17 protein-coding genes and 1 tRNA gene are annotated in these 14,541 nt (G+C 64.2%); 14 read left to right on the top strand and 4 right to left on the bottom strand.

Annotated elements, in window-relative coordinates; genetic code table 11:
- Nucleotides 1-316: 316 nt before the first annotated feature.
- The 5 genes from IVB26_RS02765 to IVB26_RS02745 all read left to right on the top strand — a co-directional run bounded on the left by IVB26_RS02765 (nucleotide 317) and on the right by IVB26_RS02745 (nucleotide 3,153).
- Entirely contained in the window at nucleotides 317-799 is a 483-nt protein-coding gene (locus IVB26_RS02765) for a GreA/GreB family elongation factor (protein ID WP_247970509.1), read from the top strand.
- Nucleotides 800-809: 10 nt separating this feature from the next.
- Nucleotides 810-1,223, top strand: coding sequence for a nucleoside diphosphate kinase regulator (rnk, locus tag IVB26_RS02760; protein ID WP_247970508.1), 414 nt, complete (start codon nucleotides 810-812; stop codon nucleotides 1,221-1,223).
- A gap of 132 nt (nucleotides 1,224-1,355) precedes the next feature.
- A complete protein-coding gene (locus tag IVB26_RS02755; protein WP_246921983.1) occupies nucleotides 1,356-1,619 on the top strand; it encodes a hypothetical protein in 264 nt (87 codons plus the stop codon).
- Between the two features lie 128 nt (nucleotides 1,620-1,747).
- Nucleotides 1,748-2,113, top strand: coding sequence for a BA14K family protein (locus tag IVB26_RS02750; RefSeq protein ID WP_247970507.1), 366 nt, complete (start codon nucleotides 1,748-1,750; stop codon nucleotides 2,111-2,113).
- Nucleotides 2,114-2,361: 248 nt separating this feature from the next.
- Nucleotides 2,362-3,153: a phytanoyl-CoA dioxygenase family protein gene (locus tag IVB26_RS02745; RefSeq protein ID WP_247970506.1), complete on the top strand. Its 792-nt coding sequence runs from the start codon at nucleotides 2,362-2,364 to the stop codon at nucleotides 3,151-3,153.
- Nucleotides 3,154-3,348: 195 nt separating this feature from the next.
- On the opposite strand, the gene IVB26_RS02740 is transcribed toward IVB26_RS02745, so the two are convergent.
- The 4 genes from IVB26_RS02740 to IVB26_RS02725 form a co-directional block, all read right to left on the bottom strand.
- Nucleotides 3,349-4,251, bottom strand: a complete 903-nt coding sequence (locus IVB26_RS02740) for a hypothetical protein (protein ID WP_247970505.1) — start codon at nucleotides 4,249-4,251, stop codon at nucleotides 3,349-3,351.
- 65 nt (nucleotides 4,252-4,316) lie between these two features.
- On the bottom strand, nucleotides 4,317-4,673 hold the full coding sequence (queD, locus tag IVB26_RS02735; RefSeq protein ID WP_247970504.1) for a 6-carboxytetrahydropterin synthase QueD: 357 nt from the start codon (nucleotides 4,671-4,673) through the stop codon (nucleotides 4,317-4,319).
- Between the two features lie 68 nt (nucleotides 4,674-4,741).
- Nucleotides 4,742-4,818: transfer RNA gene (locus tag IVB26_RS02730), tRNA-Arg, on the bottom strand.
- A 292-nt stretch (nucleotides 4,819-5,110) separates the two neighbouring features.
- The gene (locus tag IVB26_RS02725) at nucleotides 5,111-6,610 is read right to left on the bottom strand and encodes an ATP-binding protein (RefSeq protein ID WP_458309308.1); all 1,500 of its coding nucleotides are present in this window, start codon (nucleotides 6,608-6,610) and stop codon (nucleotides 5,111-5,113) included.
- A 365-nt stretch (nucleotides 6,611-6,975) separates the two neighbouring features.
- Between IVB26_RS02725 and rpmH the strand changes: the two genes are divergently transcribed.
- From rpmH to dapD, 9 genes are all read left to right on the top strand, one after another.
- Nucleotides 6,976-7,110: a 50S ribosomal protein L34 gene (rpmH, locus tag IVB26_RS02720; protein ID WP_008542748.1), complete on the top strand. Its 135-nt coding sequence runs from the start codon at nucleotides 6,976-6,978 to the stop codon at nucleotides 7,108-7,110.
- Nucleotides 7,111-7,138: 28 nt separating this feature from the next.
- Nucleotides 7,139-7,525 (top strand): ribonuclease P protein component, encoded by a 387-nt coding sequence (rnpA, locus tag IVB26_RS02715; protein ID WP_247970503.1) that lies wholly within the window; start codon nucleotides 7,139-7,141, stop codon nucleotides 7,523-7,525.
- Nucleotides 7,526-7,541: 16 nt separating this feature from the next.
- Complete coding sequence (gene yidC, locus IVB26_RS02710; RefSeq protein WP_247970502.1) at nucleotides 7,542-9,398, top strand: membrane protein insertase YidC; 1,857 nt, start codon at nucleotides 7,542-7,544, stop codon at nucleotides 9,396-9,398.
- Nucleotides 9,399-9,510: 112 nt separating this feature from the next.
- A complete protein-coding gene (gene yihA / locus IVB26_RS02705; RefSeq protein WP_247970501.1) occupies nucleotides 9,511-10,164 on the top strand; it encodes a ribosome biogenesis GTP-binding protein YihA/YsxC in 654 nt (217 codons plus the stop codon).
- Nucleotides 10,161-10,529 (top strand): DUF423 domain-containing protein, encoded by a 369-nt coding sequence (locus IVB26_RS02700; protein ID WP_247970500.1) that lies wholly within the window; start codon nucleotides 10,161-10,163, stop codon nucleotides 10,527-10,529. The genes yihA and IVB26_RS02700 overlap by 4 nt, the downstream gene beginning before the upstream one ends.
- 164 nt (nucleotides 10,530-10,693) lie before the next feature.
- Nucleotides 10,694-11,581: an acetylglutamate kinase gene (gene argB / locus IVB26_RS02695; protein ID WP_188103057.1), complete on the top strand. Its 888-nt coding sequence runs from the start codon at nucleotides 10,694-10,696 to the stop codon at nucleotides 11,579-11,581.
- A 68-nt stretch (nucleotides 11,582-11,649) separates the two neighbouring features.
- Nucleotides 11,650-12,636, top strand: a complete 987-nt coding sequence (locus tag IVB26_RS02690; RefSeq protein WP_247970499.1) for a DUF1036 domain-containing protein — start codon at nucleotides 11,650-11,652, stop codon at nucleotides 12,634-12,636.
- 14 nt (nucleotides 12,637-12,650) lie between these two features.
- Nucleotides 12,651-13,346: a pyrimidine 5'-nucleotidase gene (locus IVB26_RS02685; protein ID WP_247970498.1), complete on the top strand. Its 696-nt coding sequence runs from the start codon at nucleotides 12,651-12,653 to the stop codon at nucleotides 13,344-13,346.
- Between the two features lie 186 nt (nucleotides 13,347-13,532).
- A complete protein-coding gene (gene dapD / locus IVB26_RS02680) occupies nucleotides 13,533-14,378 on the top strand; it encodes a 2,3,4,5-tetrahydropyridine-2,6-dicarboxylate N-succinyltransferase (protein WP_247970497.1) in 846 nt (281 codons plus the stop codon).
- The last annotated feature ends 163 nt before the right edge of the window (nucleotides 14,379-14,541 follow it).

Below are 14,541 nucleotides of genomic sequence, written 5' to 3'. Positions count from 1 at the left end.
CGCGACGGCGTGGTCAGCGGCCGGCGTGGATTCCGCTGCTGGCAGCCGAGCCGTGGAAGCCGAAGCTCGCATCGGCCGCTACATCATGGCCCGTCGCGAAGTTTCAATCACTCGCGACTGTGCGGTTTCGCCGCAATGTTCCCAGCGGAATCAATCACTATACTCAGAGTGTCATGGCATATGTCGTCGACATAGATGCGCGCACCGCGCGTTTTAGTCTCCACGCCGGCCGCCTCCAAGCAGGCGGTTAGCCGGACGGTGCTTGCGCCGTCCGGGCTCTTTTCCAGCTTTCGTGACCTCCACCCGAGAGGTCGTATTGAAGCAGAAGGAGTGTGCCGTGCTGCCTCTTCCAAAAATCGCGCTCACCGCATCGGACTATCCGCGGCTGGAACAGCTTGCCCGCCGTGCCGCGCAGAAAGGCGACCTGGACGGGATCTTCCTCATAAGTGAGATCAACCGCGCCGACATCGTGCCCGACGAAGGGAACGATCTCCGTTCGCTCGTGACCGTGGGATCATGGGTCACCTGTTGCACGAATTGGGGCGTTCCGCGTCGCACCGTGCAATTGGTCTGGCCCGAAGAGTGCTGGTCGAATCCCGACAGCCTTTCGGTCCTGACACCTTTGGGTGCGGCTTTGATCGGACTGCAGGTCGGCGATCAGATGCCATACTTCGTTGCCGGCTGCCTGAACGTCGTCAGGGTTCAGCACGTGACCCAATCAAGCCCAAACGTCGTCCCTCTCTTCCGGGCGCCCCGAGGCAAGCCGTTCGATGACGACCCCGGACCAACTGCAGCATAGGAGAATTCAAATGCGCAACTTCGAAACCACGACTCGGCGAGAACAGCCGGCGCTGCCGCCGATCAAGATCACGGAAGACGAGTCGCGGCGCCTCAGCTCGCTGGCAAATTCAACCATGGAACTATTTCCGCATGTCGCCCAGTTTCTGGCTCGAGAACTGGAACGTGCGACGGTTACGGAAGAGAACGACTTGCGCGGCGTGATCAGGATGGGGTCGAAAGTGACCTATCGCGATGACGTGACGGGTGCGAGCCGGGAGATCGTGCTGGTCTATCCGCACGAGGCGAACATCGAGCTCAACCGGATCTCGCTCCTGACGCCTGTCGGAGCGGCGCTGATCGGCCTCTCGGTGGGACAGCGGATCGAATTCGAGACGCCCGACACCCGCACCAGGGGACTGACCGTTCTCGCCGTCTCCGAATGAGGGCTTCTCGCCGGAAAGGCGTCTTTTCGGCAACCGAATTCAGGCGAGCCACGCAGAGGCTGGCGTCGTGACAGGAACGTCTCCTCTCTCTTTGCAATTGACTCTCGTCAGGCAACGACAGCGAGAACCGTCATGAAGAACATCAGTGCCGGCCAGATCGCCCTGTTGGTCGCTCTCGGAGCCATGCTGATCCTCACCGGCGTCTGGGCTTTCTCGGTCTGGGGAGCCAGCAGCGGGGTCGAAATGGGCAAGCATGGCTGGATCGCGCTTGGCCTCGGAAGTTTCTTCTCGCTGCTCATCGGCTGCGGGCTGATGGCCTTGATGTTCTTCAGTAGCCGCAGCGGTCACGATGATGTCGCCGATCCCTTCCGCCGGCGGGATGGCGAGGACAGGTAGCTGCATCTTCGCCTTGTATCCTTACCAACAGTTCATTTTCTGCGACCCTCTGACGCTCGTCCGGCGTTGACGGAACGGAGCGGGCAAGCCGTCGTTGCTCCGGCATCCTCAACAACATGGAGCCGGACATGACACTGCGTAGAACCTTCGTCACCCTCGCGGCCGCTGGAGCGATGCTCTCGGCGGCTGCTTCACCGGTGCTGGCAGCGCCTCTGCCGATCGCGAATCCCGGTCCTGACTTAGGCGTGCAGCAGGTGCAGTACCGGCATTGGCACGGACATGGGCATCGGCACGGCTATTACGGGCACCATCACGGTGGGAACGGCGCAGCCGTACTTGGCGGCCTCGCGGCCGGCGCCATCATCGGCGGCGCAATCGCCAGTAGCCAGGCTCAAGCCAACGCCACCTCCTACTGTGCGCAGCGCTATCGGTCCTATGACCCCGGCTCAGGGACCTATCTGGGCCGCGATGGTCTACGTCACCCTTGCCCGTGAGGCGCGTTTGAGCCTGCGGCAGCCTCCTCGCGGCGCGAGAGGGCTGCCGACACGCGGCATACTCGCCATGATCTCAAGGCCGCCCAGCGCGTCTTGATTCCCCGGTCTGCCGCGGTATACGGCCCCACCATGATGTTCATGTCCACATTCTTCCCGCTGATCTGAACGGCCGAAGTCGTCGCGGCGCATCCGCGCCAATCAGATCAAACCGGCTGCGCTTGATGCGGTAGCCGAACGGAGAATGTGCAATGCCCCAGACCGAACAGGCTGGCCTGACGCCTCGTCAGGTCCAGAACTTTATCGACGACGGCTTCGTCAAGATCGAGAACGCCTTCAGCGCTCAGCTTGCAAAGCAATGCAGGGACGAACTATGGGCGGATATCGGCCTGTCACCGGACCAACCTCAACTTTGGACTCGACCCGTTGTCCGGGTGGGATTCAAGGCTTCGCCCCCTTTCATTAAAGCCGCGAACGCGCCGCCCCTGCACCACGCCTACGATCAACTCGTCGGCGAAGGGCGCTGGCTCGCGCCCACGGGCCTTGGAACCTTTCCGATCCGCTTCCGGTCAGAGGAAGCGCCCGGTGATGACGGCTGGCATGTGGACATGAGCTTTGGCACCGCCAATGCGGATTTCATGAAATGGCGCGTCAATGTGAAAAGCAGCGGGCGTGCGCTCCTAATGCTCTTCCTGTTCTCGGATGTCGGCGCCGATGATGCGCCCACGCGGATCCGGAAAGGCTCGCATGCCACTATCGCGCAGGAGCTACTGCCTTATGGCGAGGCAGGCGCGACGCTCCGGCAACTCTCTGCCGATGACTATGCGTCGACCGGAGATTGCGAGATCGAGCTCGCGACCGGTGCGGCAGGCAGCGTCTATCTGTGCCACCCATTCCTCGTTCATGCCGCGCAACCCCACCGAGGGAAACGGCCGCGCTTCATGGCACAGCCTCCGCTGCTGCCGAAAGGCGAGCTTGATCCCGCGTTGCCGCCTTCGCCAGTTCAGATCGCGATCCGGCGAGCTTGTGGATTGACGGTGTAGTTGGACGACATCCGCGACCGCTCGGCGGTCGCGGATGTTAGCCGGACTCGCCCAGCTTATTACACCTCGATGTTCGCTTTGATCAGCTTGCGCCAGCGTTCCTCCCCCTGCGCGACCTAGCAGGACCCGGCGGCGTCACCGGGCACCGGCCTCGACGACGGTCGGCAATTGCGGAAACGCCGCCGACCGCTCCGGTTACAGCTTTCCATAAACCCGCCCGGCGACCGCCTTCAGGCGTTCGACCGAGCCGGACTCCGGATGCGGCTTGACCGGGGCGAACAGGATCGAAGCCTGCTTGCCGTTCTTCCAGACATAGATGGTGACGGCGTTGCCGTTGCCCTTGGTGCAGGAATGCTCGCCGAACGCTTCACTGCCGAGCTCGGGTATCGCCAAATGCTTGCAGGGACCTGCGCGTTTCATCATGCCGATGGCGGTGTCGCGCGAGGTCGCGATAACCGCGACCGTCATGGTATTGGCCTCGCGATCGAACATCATGCAGCTGCCCGCGCCGGTCCGCTGCACCGTCAGCGTGCTGCTGTCGAGAAAGCCGCCGGCGTCCGCGGCCGCAAGCCACTCGCAATTGCCGAACCGTTCGCTGCTCCTGCTCACGTTGGCGACGGCAATTCGCGCGGCTTCGGTGAGCGGTCCGAGCAGCGCATCGTCGGCACGCCGGCCGGCCGGATAGACGGTGATCTGCAGAATGTAATCGCCGGACAAGGCGACGACCGAGGCCTCCTGCCGCTCTGCGCCGGCGGCGCTCGCTCCGCCCTGGCCTTCGTCGCCGATCCCGGACACCGCGTTGAGCGGCATGCGCTCGCCGAGTGTCTTGACGAAGGTCGCGTACAATTCCCTGGCGCGGTCCTTGTCGGGATTACGGAACACGGACAGCATCATCGTGTCGCCGCGCCCGGCCTGGTAGATGCAGCCGCGACCGTCCTGATTTGAAATCAGTGACCATTTGAGCGCCGGCATCGCGCCGGCGAGCTCCTTGGCGCTGATGAACGGGCAGGGCTCGGCCGCCCTTGCGGGAAGGACCGGGGCGGCTGCGATTGCAAGGAATAGAACGAGGCGGGAGAGCAGACGATCGATACTGGGCATGGGACGAACTTACTATCGAAATGGCAAGCCCGGAACCATTCAGATTCGTACCCTGATGCTCTACGTCACCGCCCGTGATATTCGGCCCAGCACTCCGCCGTTTCGTAGACGCGGACCGCCGAGATTTGCCGCAGGCTCGATGCCAGCCGGTCCCATATCCAGATCGCAATGTTCTCGGCCGTCGGGTTCTCGAGCCCCTCGACGTCGTTCAAGCATCGGTGGTCCAACGCGCCCACGATATCGGCGAAGCTCGACTCGAGATCGAAAAAGTCCACGACGAAGCCCGTGCCGGGGTCGACCGGTCCGTCGAGCTGAACCTCGACCCGATAGGAATGACCATGCAGCCGGCTGCATCGGTGCGTCTCGGGCACCTTGGGCAGCCGATGCGCCGCCTCGAATTTGAATGCCTGTGATATCTTCATCTGGTTCCCGACGGCGCGCGGCCGATCCGCGATCTCGGATGTTGGGTTGCCTGGCCGGCGTCGAAGAATGGCGCGCCCGGAACGATTCGAACGTCCGACCCTCAGATTCGTAGTCTGATGCTCTATCCAGCTGAGCTACGGGCGCGTTTTTCGCAAACAGCGCGGGCATGGCCCGCAAGCAGCCCCCGGCAAAGCCGGAGGGGGTGCGAAAGAGCGCTCTGACTAACCGCTCTTTCCCCGATTGGCAAGGTCTGCGTCGGCGGTATTTTGGGGCATTTCCGCCTCTCGATCGTCATTCCGGGGCGCGGGGAAGTCGCGAGCCTGGAATCCATAACCACCAGCCGGGGTTATGGATTCCGGGCCTGGCCCTTCGGTCCATCCTGGAATGACGGATATCGTGGAGATCACCGCATCGTTCAACTCGGCCGCTGGCCGACCTACGCCCTCTGCCGCTCGTTGCGGATGGAGAGCAGCTCCACGGGGCGGTCGGGGATGACGATGCGGAAGGTGGCGCCGATGGTGCCCTCGACCAGGTGAATGTCGCCGCCATGGGCGCGGACCAACTCGGCGGCAATGGCCAGGCCAAGGCCGCTGCCGCCGGGGCGGCCGGAGGTCTGGAACGCCTCGAACAGGTGATCCCGGGTCTTCTGGGGCACGCCGGGGCCGGTGTCGGAAACTTCGATGATCGCCACGGCGCCCTCGCGTTTTCCGGTGATCCGGATCTGCTGCGGGCCACCCTCGCCGGAGGAATGACTCTCCAACGCCTGGGCGGCGTTGCGAACGAGATTGAGCAGCACCCGGAACAACTGATCGGGATCGGCATCGATCGCAAGCCCGCGCTCGATCGCAGCGACCCAGGCGATCGAGGCGTCGGAGGCGAGGCCCGCGGTCTCACGGACCTCCAGCACGACAGGCTCGATCAGGATCATGCGACGGTCCGGCGCGGCCTCCTGGGCGCGGCCGTAGGACAGCGTCGATTGGCAGAAGGCGATGGCGCGCTCGAGCGAGCGCACCAGTTTCGGCGCAAAGCGCTGCACCCGGGGATCCGGCACGCTGGCGAGCTGATCCGACAGAAGCTGGGCCGAAGCCAGCAGATTGCGCAGATCGTGATTGATCTTGGACACCGCGAGGCCAAGGGCGGCAAGCCGGCTCTTTTGATTCAGCATCGACATCAAATCGCGCTGCATGTCCGACAATTCGCGCTCGGCGACCCCGATCTCGTCGCTGCGCTGGCTCGGCACGATGATGCCCGCGGAGCTTTCGGGGTTCTCGTGGAAGCCGACCAGGCTCGCGGTCAGCCGCCGCATCGGGCGCACGAAGAGATAATGAAGCGCGAGATAGACCAGCCCCGCGGTCAGCGCCGCGATGATCAGCGCGACCACCACGAGGTTGCGGGAGAAACGATACATCTGCTGCCGCAGCGGCAGCTCGTCGGTCACGATCTCGATGAACTGGGCATTGCCGACGCCGGGCCCGACGATCCGGATGGCCTGGTTGCCGGTCTCCAGCATCATTCGGAACGAGCCGGTGATCGCCTCCCAGGCGGTCATGTCGCGCAGGTCGAGGTCATGCTCGATCGCGGCCGGAATGTTGTCGCTGGCGAGCAGCCGGCGCTGCTGGCCCATCTTGATGGCGACGGCGCGGGCATTGATGCTTTTCAGGATCTGACGCGACAGCGAATCGGGGACCATGCCGAGCGGCGCCGCATCCAGCACCAGCGCCGCGGTGTTGGCCGCCGCGACGCGGTCGTTCAGCCGGTTGACCCAGAAATTGGCAATGGCGGGCACGTAGAGCAGAATGGCCGCAATCATCACCAGGGGAATGGTGAGCAGCAGCAGTTTGCCTGACAGCCCAAGCCCGCGCGTCCCGCGGGGACGCATCGCCGGCGGGTCCGGCTGATCCTGATCCTGGATCGGCTGGAGGTCTGTCGCTGCCACGAAATTCGCCCTCGCTGCCTTTGGCGGGTGAAGGATTGGCGGTGTGAAAGATGCGGCCCGACCCCGGTCGGGTCAAATTACGGATCGCTAATCTGCCAAGGTGGGATGTAAGCGCTGATATCGCGAGTCGCTACCTCAAGGGTTAAAAACCCCGCACAAACAGCGATATTCACCGGAAAGGTGCGCTTGTGCGGCGTTGACGAAAACAAGGCGCTCGCTTATAAGCCGCGCAAATTGTCCGCGATGACCCGGTGCGACACCGGGAGCGGCTCTCTTAGGGCCGGAAACGGTCCGTTTTGGGCCGCATCTTCCGGACTTTACCATCAATTCTACAGGCAAATTGCCCGGTCAGCGGAGAAAAACCCGTGAAGCGGACTTATCAACCCAGCAAACTGGTGCGCAAGCGCCGTCACGGCTTCCGTGCCCGTCTCGCCACTGCCGGCGGCCGCAAGGTTCTCGCCGCCCGCCGTGCCCGCGGCCGCAAGCGTCTGAGCGCCTGAGCCGGACCCCCTTTTCCGGGATTTCATCATGGATCGGCTGAGGCAGCGGGCGGATTTCCTCGCCGTTGCCAATGGCGCGCGGGTGAACAGTCCCGCGTTCGTCCTGCAAAGCCGCTCCCGCGATGACGGCGGCCCGATCCGGATCGGCTTCACCGTTACCAAAAAGAACGGCAACGCCCCCGCGCGCAATCGCATCCGGCGCCGGCTTCGCGAACTGGTGAAGCGGCTCGATCCGGTGTCGATGCAGCCCCATCATGATTATGTGCTGGTCGGCAGAAGGGACGCGCTCACGCGCCCCTTCGCGACCATGCTCGACGATCTGCGCATAGCGTTCACGAAGCCCGCGCGTCATACGCACAAAGTGCGCGGCCAAAGGCCAGGCCACGCCGCAGCGACCAGCCGCAAACCGGATTGATGACGAGACAATAGTGATGACCGACAATCGCAATACCATCCTTGCCGTCATTCTCTCCGGGCTGGTGCTGATCGCCTGGCAGTATTTCTACAATGTGCCGGCGATGGAGAAGCAGCGCGCCCAGCAGCAGACCCAGGCCGAGCTCCAGAAGGGCACGCCGCAGCCGACCGCATCGGCGACGCCGGGCAGCGCGCCGCAGCCGGGCAACGCGGCTCAGCCGGCAACGCCGGGCGCGAGCCAGCAGGCTCAGCCGGTCGTTGCGCGCGATGCCGCGATCGCAGCCGGTCCGCGCGTGAAGATCGACACGCCGCGGATCGCCGGCAGCATCTCCTTGAAGGGCGGCCGCATCGACGACCTCGCGCTGGTGCAATTCCGCGAAACGGTCGACCCGAAGTCACCGCCGATCATCCTCTATTCGCCCTCGGGCACCGCTGAACCCTATTACGCCGAGTTCGGCTGGGTCGCGGCGACGGGCGTGACGGCGAAGATGCCGGACACGCAGACCGTCTGGCAGCAGGAGGGCAGCGGCAGCCTGACGCCGACGACGCCGGTGGTGCTGAAATGGGAAAATGGCGACGGCCTCACCTTCCGCCGCACCATTGCAGTCGACGACCATTATCTCTTCACCATCAAGGATGAGGTGAGCAATGTCGGCAATGCGCCTGTCACGCTCTATCCGTTCGCGCTGATCTCGCGCCACGGCGCGCCCCAGGTCTCCGGCTACTACATTCTGCATGAGGGCCTGATCGGCTATCTCGGCGATCAAGGCTTGCAGGAATACGCCTACAAGAAGGTCGACGAATCCAAGCAGGTGAACTTCAACAACGTCACCAACGGATGGCTCGGCATCACCGACAAGTACTGGGCCTCGGCACTGCTGCCCGACACCGGTGCGCGGCTGCAGGCGAGGTTCTCGTCCAACCCGGTCGGCAACGTCCACACCTATCAGACCGACTACCTGCTCGATCCCGTCACCGTCGCGATCGGCGGCTCCGCGACCGCGAATGCGCGCCTGTTCGCCGGCGCCAAGGAAGCCGGCGTCGTCGGCATCAATTTCCCGCTCGCAGGTCACGGCGGCTACAACAAGGAGCTCGGCCTCAACCATTTCGATCTGTTGATCGACTGGGGCTGGTTCTACTTCATCACCAAGCCGATGTTCCTCGGCCTCGACTTCTTCTTCCGCTTCTTCGGCAATTTCGGCATCTCGATCCTGCTCGTGACCGTGATCGTGAAGCTGCTGTTCTTCCCCTTGGCGAACAAGTCCTACGCCTCGATGGCGAAGATGAAGTCGATCCAGCCGCAGCTTCAGGCGCTCAAGGAGCGCTACCCCGACGACAAGGTGAAGCAGCAGCAGGAGATGATGGAGATCTATCGCAAGGAGAAGATCAATCCGGTCGCCGGCTGTCTTCCCGTGGTGATCCAGATCCCGGTGTTCTTCTCGCTCTACAAGGTGCTGTTCGTCACCATCGAGATGCGGCACGCGCCGTTCTACGGCTGGATCAAGGACCTCTCCGCGCCGGATCCGACCAATCTGTTCAACCTGTTCGGGCTGATCCCGTTCGATCCGACCACGATTCCGGTGTTCGGCCACTATCTCGCGCTCGGCATCTGGCCGATCATCATGGGCATCACGATGTGGTTCCAGATGAAGCTGAACCCGACGCCGCCGGATCCGACGCAGCAGATCATCTTCAACTGGATGCCGCTGATCTTCACCTTCATGTTGGCGGGCTTCCCGGCGGGCCTCGTGATCTACTGGGCCTGGAACAACGCGCTCTCGGTTCTGCAACAGAGCTACATCATGCGCCGCAACGGCGTGAAGGTGGAGCTGTTCGACAATCTCAAGGCGACGTTCGCGAGGAAGGCGACGTAGCGCCCGTCATTGCGAGAAGCGAAGCGACGAAGCAATCCAGACTGCTTCCGCGGAGAAAGTCTGGATTGCTTCGCTTCGCTCGCAACGACGTGTGGAAACAAATGAGCTTCGCATGACCGACGACAAAGATGCGAAGCTGATCGAGGCTGGGCGAAAGCTGTTTGCCCGCGACTGGCAGTTCATCTGGGCCTCGCCCTCGATCCAGACGCTGCCGCCGATGGCGGGGCTGGAGGTCGCCTTTGCCGGACGCTCCAATGTCGGCAAGTCGAGCCTGATCAACGCGCTCACCGGCCGCAATGCGCTGGCGCGCACCTCGCATACGCCCGGCCGCACCCAGGAACTGATCTTCTTCGAGGTCCCAGGGAAGACCGACCTGCGCCTCGTCGACATGCCCGGTTACGGCTATGCCAAGGCGCCCAAGAGCCAGGTCGCGTCCTGGACCGAGTTGATCCACAAATTCCTGCTGGGACGTGCCTCACTCGCGCGCGTCTACGTCCTGATCGACGCGCGGCACGGCATCAAGGACGTCGATCTCGAAGTCCTGAAGACGCTCGACCGCTCCGCGGTCAGCTACCAGATCGTGCTGACCAAGGCCGACCAGGTGAAGGCCTCCGAGTTGCAATCGCGTATCGCCGAGAGCGAGGCCGCGCTGGCCAAGCATCCGGCCGCGTTCCCGAACGTGCTCGCGACATCGTCACGCAGTTCGACCGGCATGGAGAGCTTGCGCGCCGCAATGGCGAAGCTGCTGGAGGAGCGGGCCTCGTGACGGCGGCGCACCGCCTGCTGATCGGGCTTGCCGGTTTGATGGGCGCCGCCGGCGTCGCACTGGCCGCCGCCTCGGCGCATGGCGGCGATGCGAGCCGGCTGGCCTCCGCCAGCGCGATGCTGCTGTTTCATGCAACTGCCATACTTGCGACCGTCGCCCTGCTCGCGCGCGGCCTTCTGCACGGCGGAATTGGCCTCGTTGGTGCATCCGGCCTGGCGATCGGCGCCGCGCTGTTCGCCGGCGACCTCAGCTTGCGGCAATATGCCGGGCATTCGCTGTTTCCGTACGCGGCGCCGACGGGTGGGACGGTGATGATTTTGGGCTGGCTGGCGGTGACGCTGGCGGCGGTGGTGGCGAAGCGCTGACCTCGTAGCCCGGATGGAGCGAAGCGCAATCCGGGGCCGGTGCCCGCGGTGAGAATCCCGGATTTCGCTTCGCTCCATCCGGGCTACATATCAGCCACACTTTGCGCTGCCCCCGCCAATCGGATAGAACGCAGCCGCGTTAGACCCGCCAGCGAGACCGCGACATGACCGACATCTCCCCGCTCGACCAGGCCCGCATCCTGTCGGAAGCGCTGCCGCACATGCAGCAGTATGACGAGGAAACCATCGTCATCAAATATGGCGGCCATGCCATGGGCGACGAGGAGACCGCGAAGAACTTTGCCCGCGACATCGTGCTGCTCGAGCAGACTGCGATCAATCCCGTCGTGGTGCATGGCGGCGGACCGCAGATCGCGACCATGCTCAAGCGCCTCGGCATCGTCTCGGAATTCGCCGCCGGCCTGCGCATCACCGATGCCGCGACCATCGAGATCGTCGAGATGGTGCTCGCCGGCTCCGTCAACAAGCAGATCGTCGGCTACATCAACGAGGCCGGCGGCAAGGCCGTCGGGCTGTCGGGCAAGGACGGCAATATGGTGAAAGCGTCGAAGACGACGCGGACCATCATCGATCCGGACTCGCATATCGAGAAGGCGGTCGATCTCGGCTTCGTCGGCGATCCCGAGAAGGTCGACCTCACGCTGCTCAACCAGCTGATCGGCTACGAACTGATCCCGGTGCTGGCGCCGCTCGCGACGTCCAAGGAAGGCCAGACGCTGAACGTCAACGCCGACACCTTTGCAGGGGCTGTCGCCGGCGCGCTGAAGGCCAAGCGCCTGTTGCTGCTTACCGACGTGCCCGGCGTGCTCGACAAGTCGAAGAAGCTGATTCCTCAGCTCTCGGTGAAGGACGCGCGAAAGCTGATCGCCGACGGCACCATCTCCGGCGGCATGATCCCGAAGGTCGAGACCTGCATCTACGCGCTGGAGCAGGGCGTCGAGGGCGTCGTCATCATCGACGGCAAGATGCAGCATGCGGTGCTGCTCGAGCTCTTCACCAACCAGGGCACGGGCACGCTGATCCACAAGTGATGCAGGAGCGGCGAGGAACAGAGCTGGGAGAGCGGCGGCCTCGCCGCTCTGTCCTGACGCGTTTCCTGATGACGCTGCCGGCCGCAGCGGTCTCGTTCTTCTTCTCCTCCGCTCCCGCTTTCGCCGACCTCAAGATCTGCAACCGGATGTCCTATGTCGTCGAAGCCGCGATCGGCATCGACGACAAGGCGGCGACCGCGACGCGGGGCTGGTTCAGGATCGATCCCGCCACCTGCCGCGTGGTGGTGCAGGGCACGCTGACGGCCGACCGCATCCTCCTCAACGCCCGCGCGCTCGGCGTCTATGGCGCCTCCCCGATCCCGCAGAACGGCCGCGACATGCTGTGCGTGGCGCAGGACAATTTCGTCATCGCGGCGGCACGGCAGTGCCGCAGCGGCCAGACGCAAGTCGCGTTCACGCAAGTGACGCCGACGCAAGCAGCGGACGGCAACCTCACGGCCTATCTCGCCGAGGATTCCGAATATGACGACGAGCAGGCCCGCCTCGCCGGCATCCAGCGCCTGCTGGTGATCGCAGGCTACGACGCCGCGCCGATCGATGGCGTCGACGGGCCGAAGACGCAGGGCGCGCTGGCCGCGTTCCTGAAAAGCCGCGGATTGCCGTCGGACATCGTGGGCTCGCAAAACTTCTTCAAGACCATGGTCGATGCGGTGCAGACGCCGTCTGCGACCGGCCTCACCTGGTGCAACGACACGCCGCACAAAGTGATGGCGGCGATCGCGACCGACGACGGCAAGTCCGTCACCAGCCGCGGCTGGTATCGCATCGATCCCAAGACGTGCCTGCACCCCGATGTGACCGGCCAGCCGAAGCAGATCTTCAGCTTCGCGGAAGCGATCGATGGCGACAACCGCGCCGTCAAGCTGAAGGACAGGCCGCTGAACTGGGGCGGCGACAGGCAGCTGTGCACGCGCGAGACCAAGTTCGAGACCAATGAGCAGACCGATTGCGGCGCGCGCGGATTCGCGGCGACGGGCTTCGGCGCGGTGGATATGTCGAGCGGCGGCAAGACGCTGCGCTTCGCGGTGCCGTGATCGAGAGGGTTTTGATGACTTCGCCCCGCACATTCGACCACGTCGACACCTGGGTGTTCGACCTCGACAACACGCTCTATCCGCATCACGTCAATCTGTGGCAGCAGGTCGACGCGCGGATCGGGGAGTTCGTCTGCAACTGGCTGAACGTCGGCCCGGAGGAAGCGCGGGCTATTCAGAAGGACTATTACCGGCGCTTCGGCACCACCATGCGCGGCATGATGACCCTGCACGGCGTTTCCGCCGACGACTACCTCGCCTATGTCCACAAGATCGACCATTCGCCGCTGGAGCCGAACCCGGCGCTCGGCGCAGCCATCGCAAGTCTGCCGGGACGAAAACTGATCCTGACCAACGGCTCGGTCGACCATGTCGATGCCGTGCTGGCGCGTCTCGGCTTTGCCGGCCATTTCGACGGCGTGTTCGACATCATCGCCGCCGGGTTCGAGCCGAAGCCGGCCGAGCAGACGTATCGGAAATTCCTCAGCGATCACGCGGTCGATCCGACACGCGCCGCCATGTTCGAGGACCTCGCCCGCAACCTCACCGTTCCGCACCGGCTGGGCATGACCACCGTGCTGGTGGTGCCGGATGGGACGAAAGAGGTGGTGCGCGAGGATTGGGAACTGGAAGGCCGGGACGCCGCCCATGTCGACTATGTTACGGATGATCTGAGTGGGTTTTTGGCAAAGCTGCGCGGTGAGCCGTAGCCCGGATGGAGCGCAAGCGTAATCCGGGGTTTCTTGCCGCGGAGATGCTCTCCCGGATTACGCTGCGCTCCATCCGGGCTACGGGAGCCGGGACGACGGTTGGACTATGCCTTGACTCCGGCCCCTCAAATCCCGAAAAAGCGCTCCAATTCACGCGAAACCACGCCTTCTCCAGAGGAAATCCCGATGTCCCTGTCCGCCCTCGAATCCACCATCAACAGCGCCTTCGACGCGCGTGACGGCATTTCGACCTCGACCAAGGGCGAGGTGCGCGAGGCCGTGGACCAGTCACTGGAGATCCTGGACAAGGGCGAGGCGCGCGTTGCCGAGCGCGGCGCTGACGGCAAGTGGAAGGTCAACCAGTGGCTGAAGAAGGCCGTGCTGCTGTCATTCCGCCTCAACGACATGGCTGTCATCCCCGGCGGATCCGGCAAGGCGACATGGTGGGACAAGGTGCCCTCGAAGTTCGAAGGCTGGGGCGAGAACCGTTTTCGCGATGCCGGTTTCCGGGCCGTCCCGGGCTCCATCGTGCGCCGCTCGGCCTTCATCGCCAAGAACGTCGTGCTGATGCCGTCCTTCGTCAATCTCGGCGCTTACGTCGATGAGAGCACCATGGTCGACACCTGGGCGACCGTCGGCTCCTGCGCGCAGATCGGCAAGCGCGTGCACATCTCCGGCGGCGCCGGCATCGGCGGCGTGCTCGAGCCGCTGCAGGCCGAGCCCGTCATCATCGAGGACGACTGCTTCATCGGCGCGCGCAGCGAGGTCGCCGAAGGCGTGATCGTGCGCAAGGGCGCGGTGCTGGCGATGGGCGTGTTCCTGGGCGCCTCGACCAAGATCGTCGACCGCGAGACCGGCGAGGTCTTCATGGGCGAAGTGCCCGAATATTCGGTGGTGGTGCCCGGCGCGCTGCCCGGCAAGCCGATGAAGAACGGCCATATCGGCCCGAGCACCGCCTGCGCCGTCATCGTCAAGCGCGTCGACGAGCGCACGCGTTCCAAGACCAGCATCAACGAGCTGCTGCGGGACTAAGCTCCGGCACAAACGCAAACCTATCACCGTCACCCCCGCGCCAACGGCGAAGCCGTTGTCGCTGGAGGCGGCCGCCTCTTCGGCGGCCCTCGAAGGGCGACGCCCCGGCTGCATCTCGGCCGTCCATCCTTCGAGGCTCCCCGTGGGACGCGTTGCGTCCCAG

Source organism: Bradyrhizobium sp. 195 (assembly GCF_023101665.1).
Classification (GTDB): domain Bacteria; phylum Pseudomonadota; class Alphaproteobacteria; order Rhizobiales; family Xanthobacteraceae; genus Bradyrhizobium.
The sequence above is the reverse complement of the archived record's forward strand: the minus strand, read 5'-3'. Positions and strand labels throughout refer to the sequence as shown.

Coding starts and splice junctions, on each gene's coding strand:
- queD (WP_247970504.1), bottom strand. CDS start 4,673: ATGAAGATATCACAGGCATTCAAATTCGAGGCGGCGCATCGGCTGCCC.
- IVB26_RS02750 (WP_247970507.1), top strand. CDS start 1,748: ATGACACTGCGTAGAACCTTCGTCACCCTCGCGGCCGCTGGAGCGATG.
- yidC (WP_247970502.1), top strand. CDS start 7,542: ATGACCGACAATCGCAATACCATCCTTGCCGTCATTCTCTCCGGGCTG.
- IVB26_RS02755 (WP_246921983.1), top strand. CDS start 1,356: ATGAAGAACATCAGTGCCGGCCAGATCGCCCTGTTGGTCGCTCTCGGA.
- IVB26_RS02745 (WP_247970506.1), top strand. CDS start 2,362: ATGCCCCAGACCGAACAGGCTGGCCTGACGCCTCGTCAGGTCCAGAAC.
- rnk (WP_247970508.1), top strand. CDS start 810: ATGCGCAACTTCGAAACCACGACTCGGCGAGAACAGCCGGCGCTGCCG.
- yihA (WP_247970501.1), top strand. CDS start 9,511: ATGACCGACGACAAAGATGCGAAGCTGATCGAGGCTGGGCGAAAGCTG.
- IVB26_RS02740 (WP_247970505.1), bottom strand. CDS start 4,251: ATGCCCAGTATCGATCGTCTGCTCTCCCGCCTCGTTCTATTCCTTGCA.
- argB (WP_188103057.1), top strand. CDS start 10,694: ATGACCGACATCTCCCCGCTCGACCAGGCCCGCATCCTGTCGGAAGCG.
- IVB26_RS02690 (WP_247970499.1), top strand. CDS start 11,650: ATGACGCTGCCGGCCGCAGCGGTCTCGTTCTTCTTCTCCTCCGCTCCC.
- rnpA (WP_247970503.1), top strand. CDS start 7,139: ATGGATCGGCTGAGGCAGCGGGCGGATTTCCTCGCCGTTGCCAATGGC.
- IVB26_RS02685 (WP_247970498.1), top strand. CDS start 12,651: ATGACTTCGCCCCGCACATTCGACCACGTCGACACCTGGGTGTTCGAC.
- dapD (WP_247970497.1), top strand. CDS start 13,533: ATGTCCCTGTCCGCCCTCGAATCCACCATCAACAGCGCCTTCGACGCG.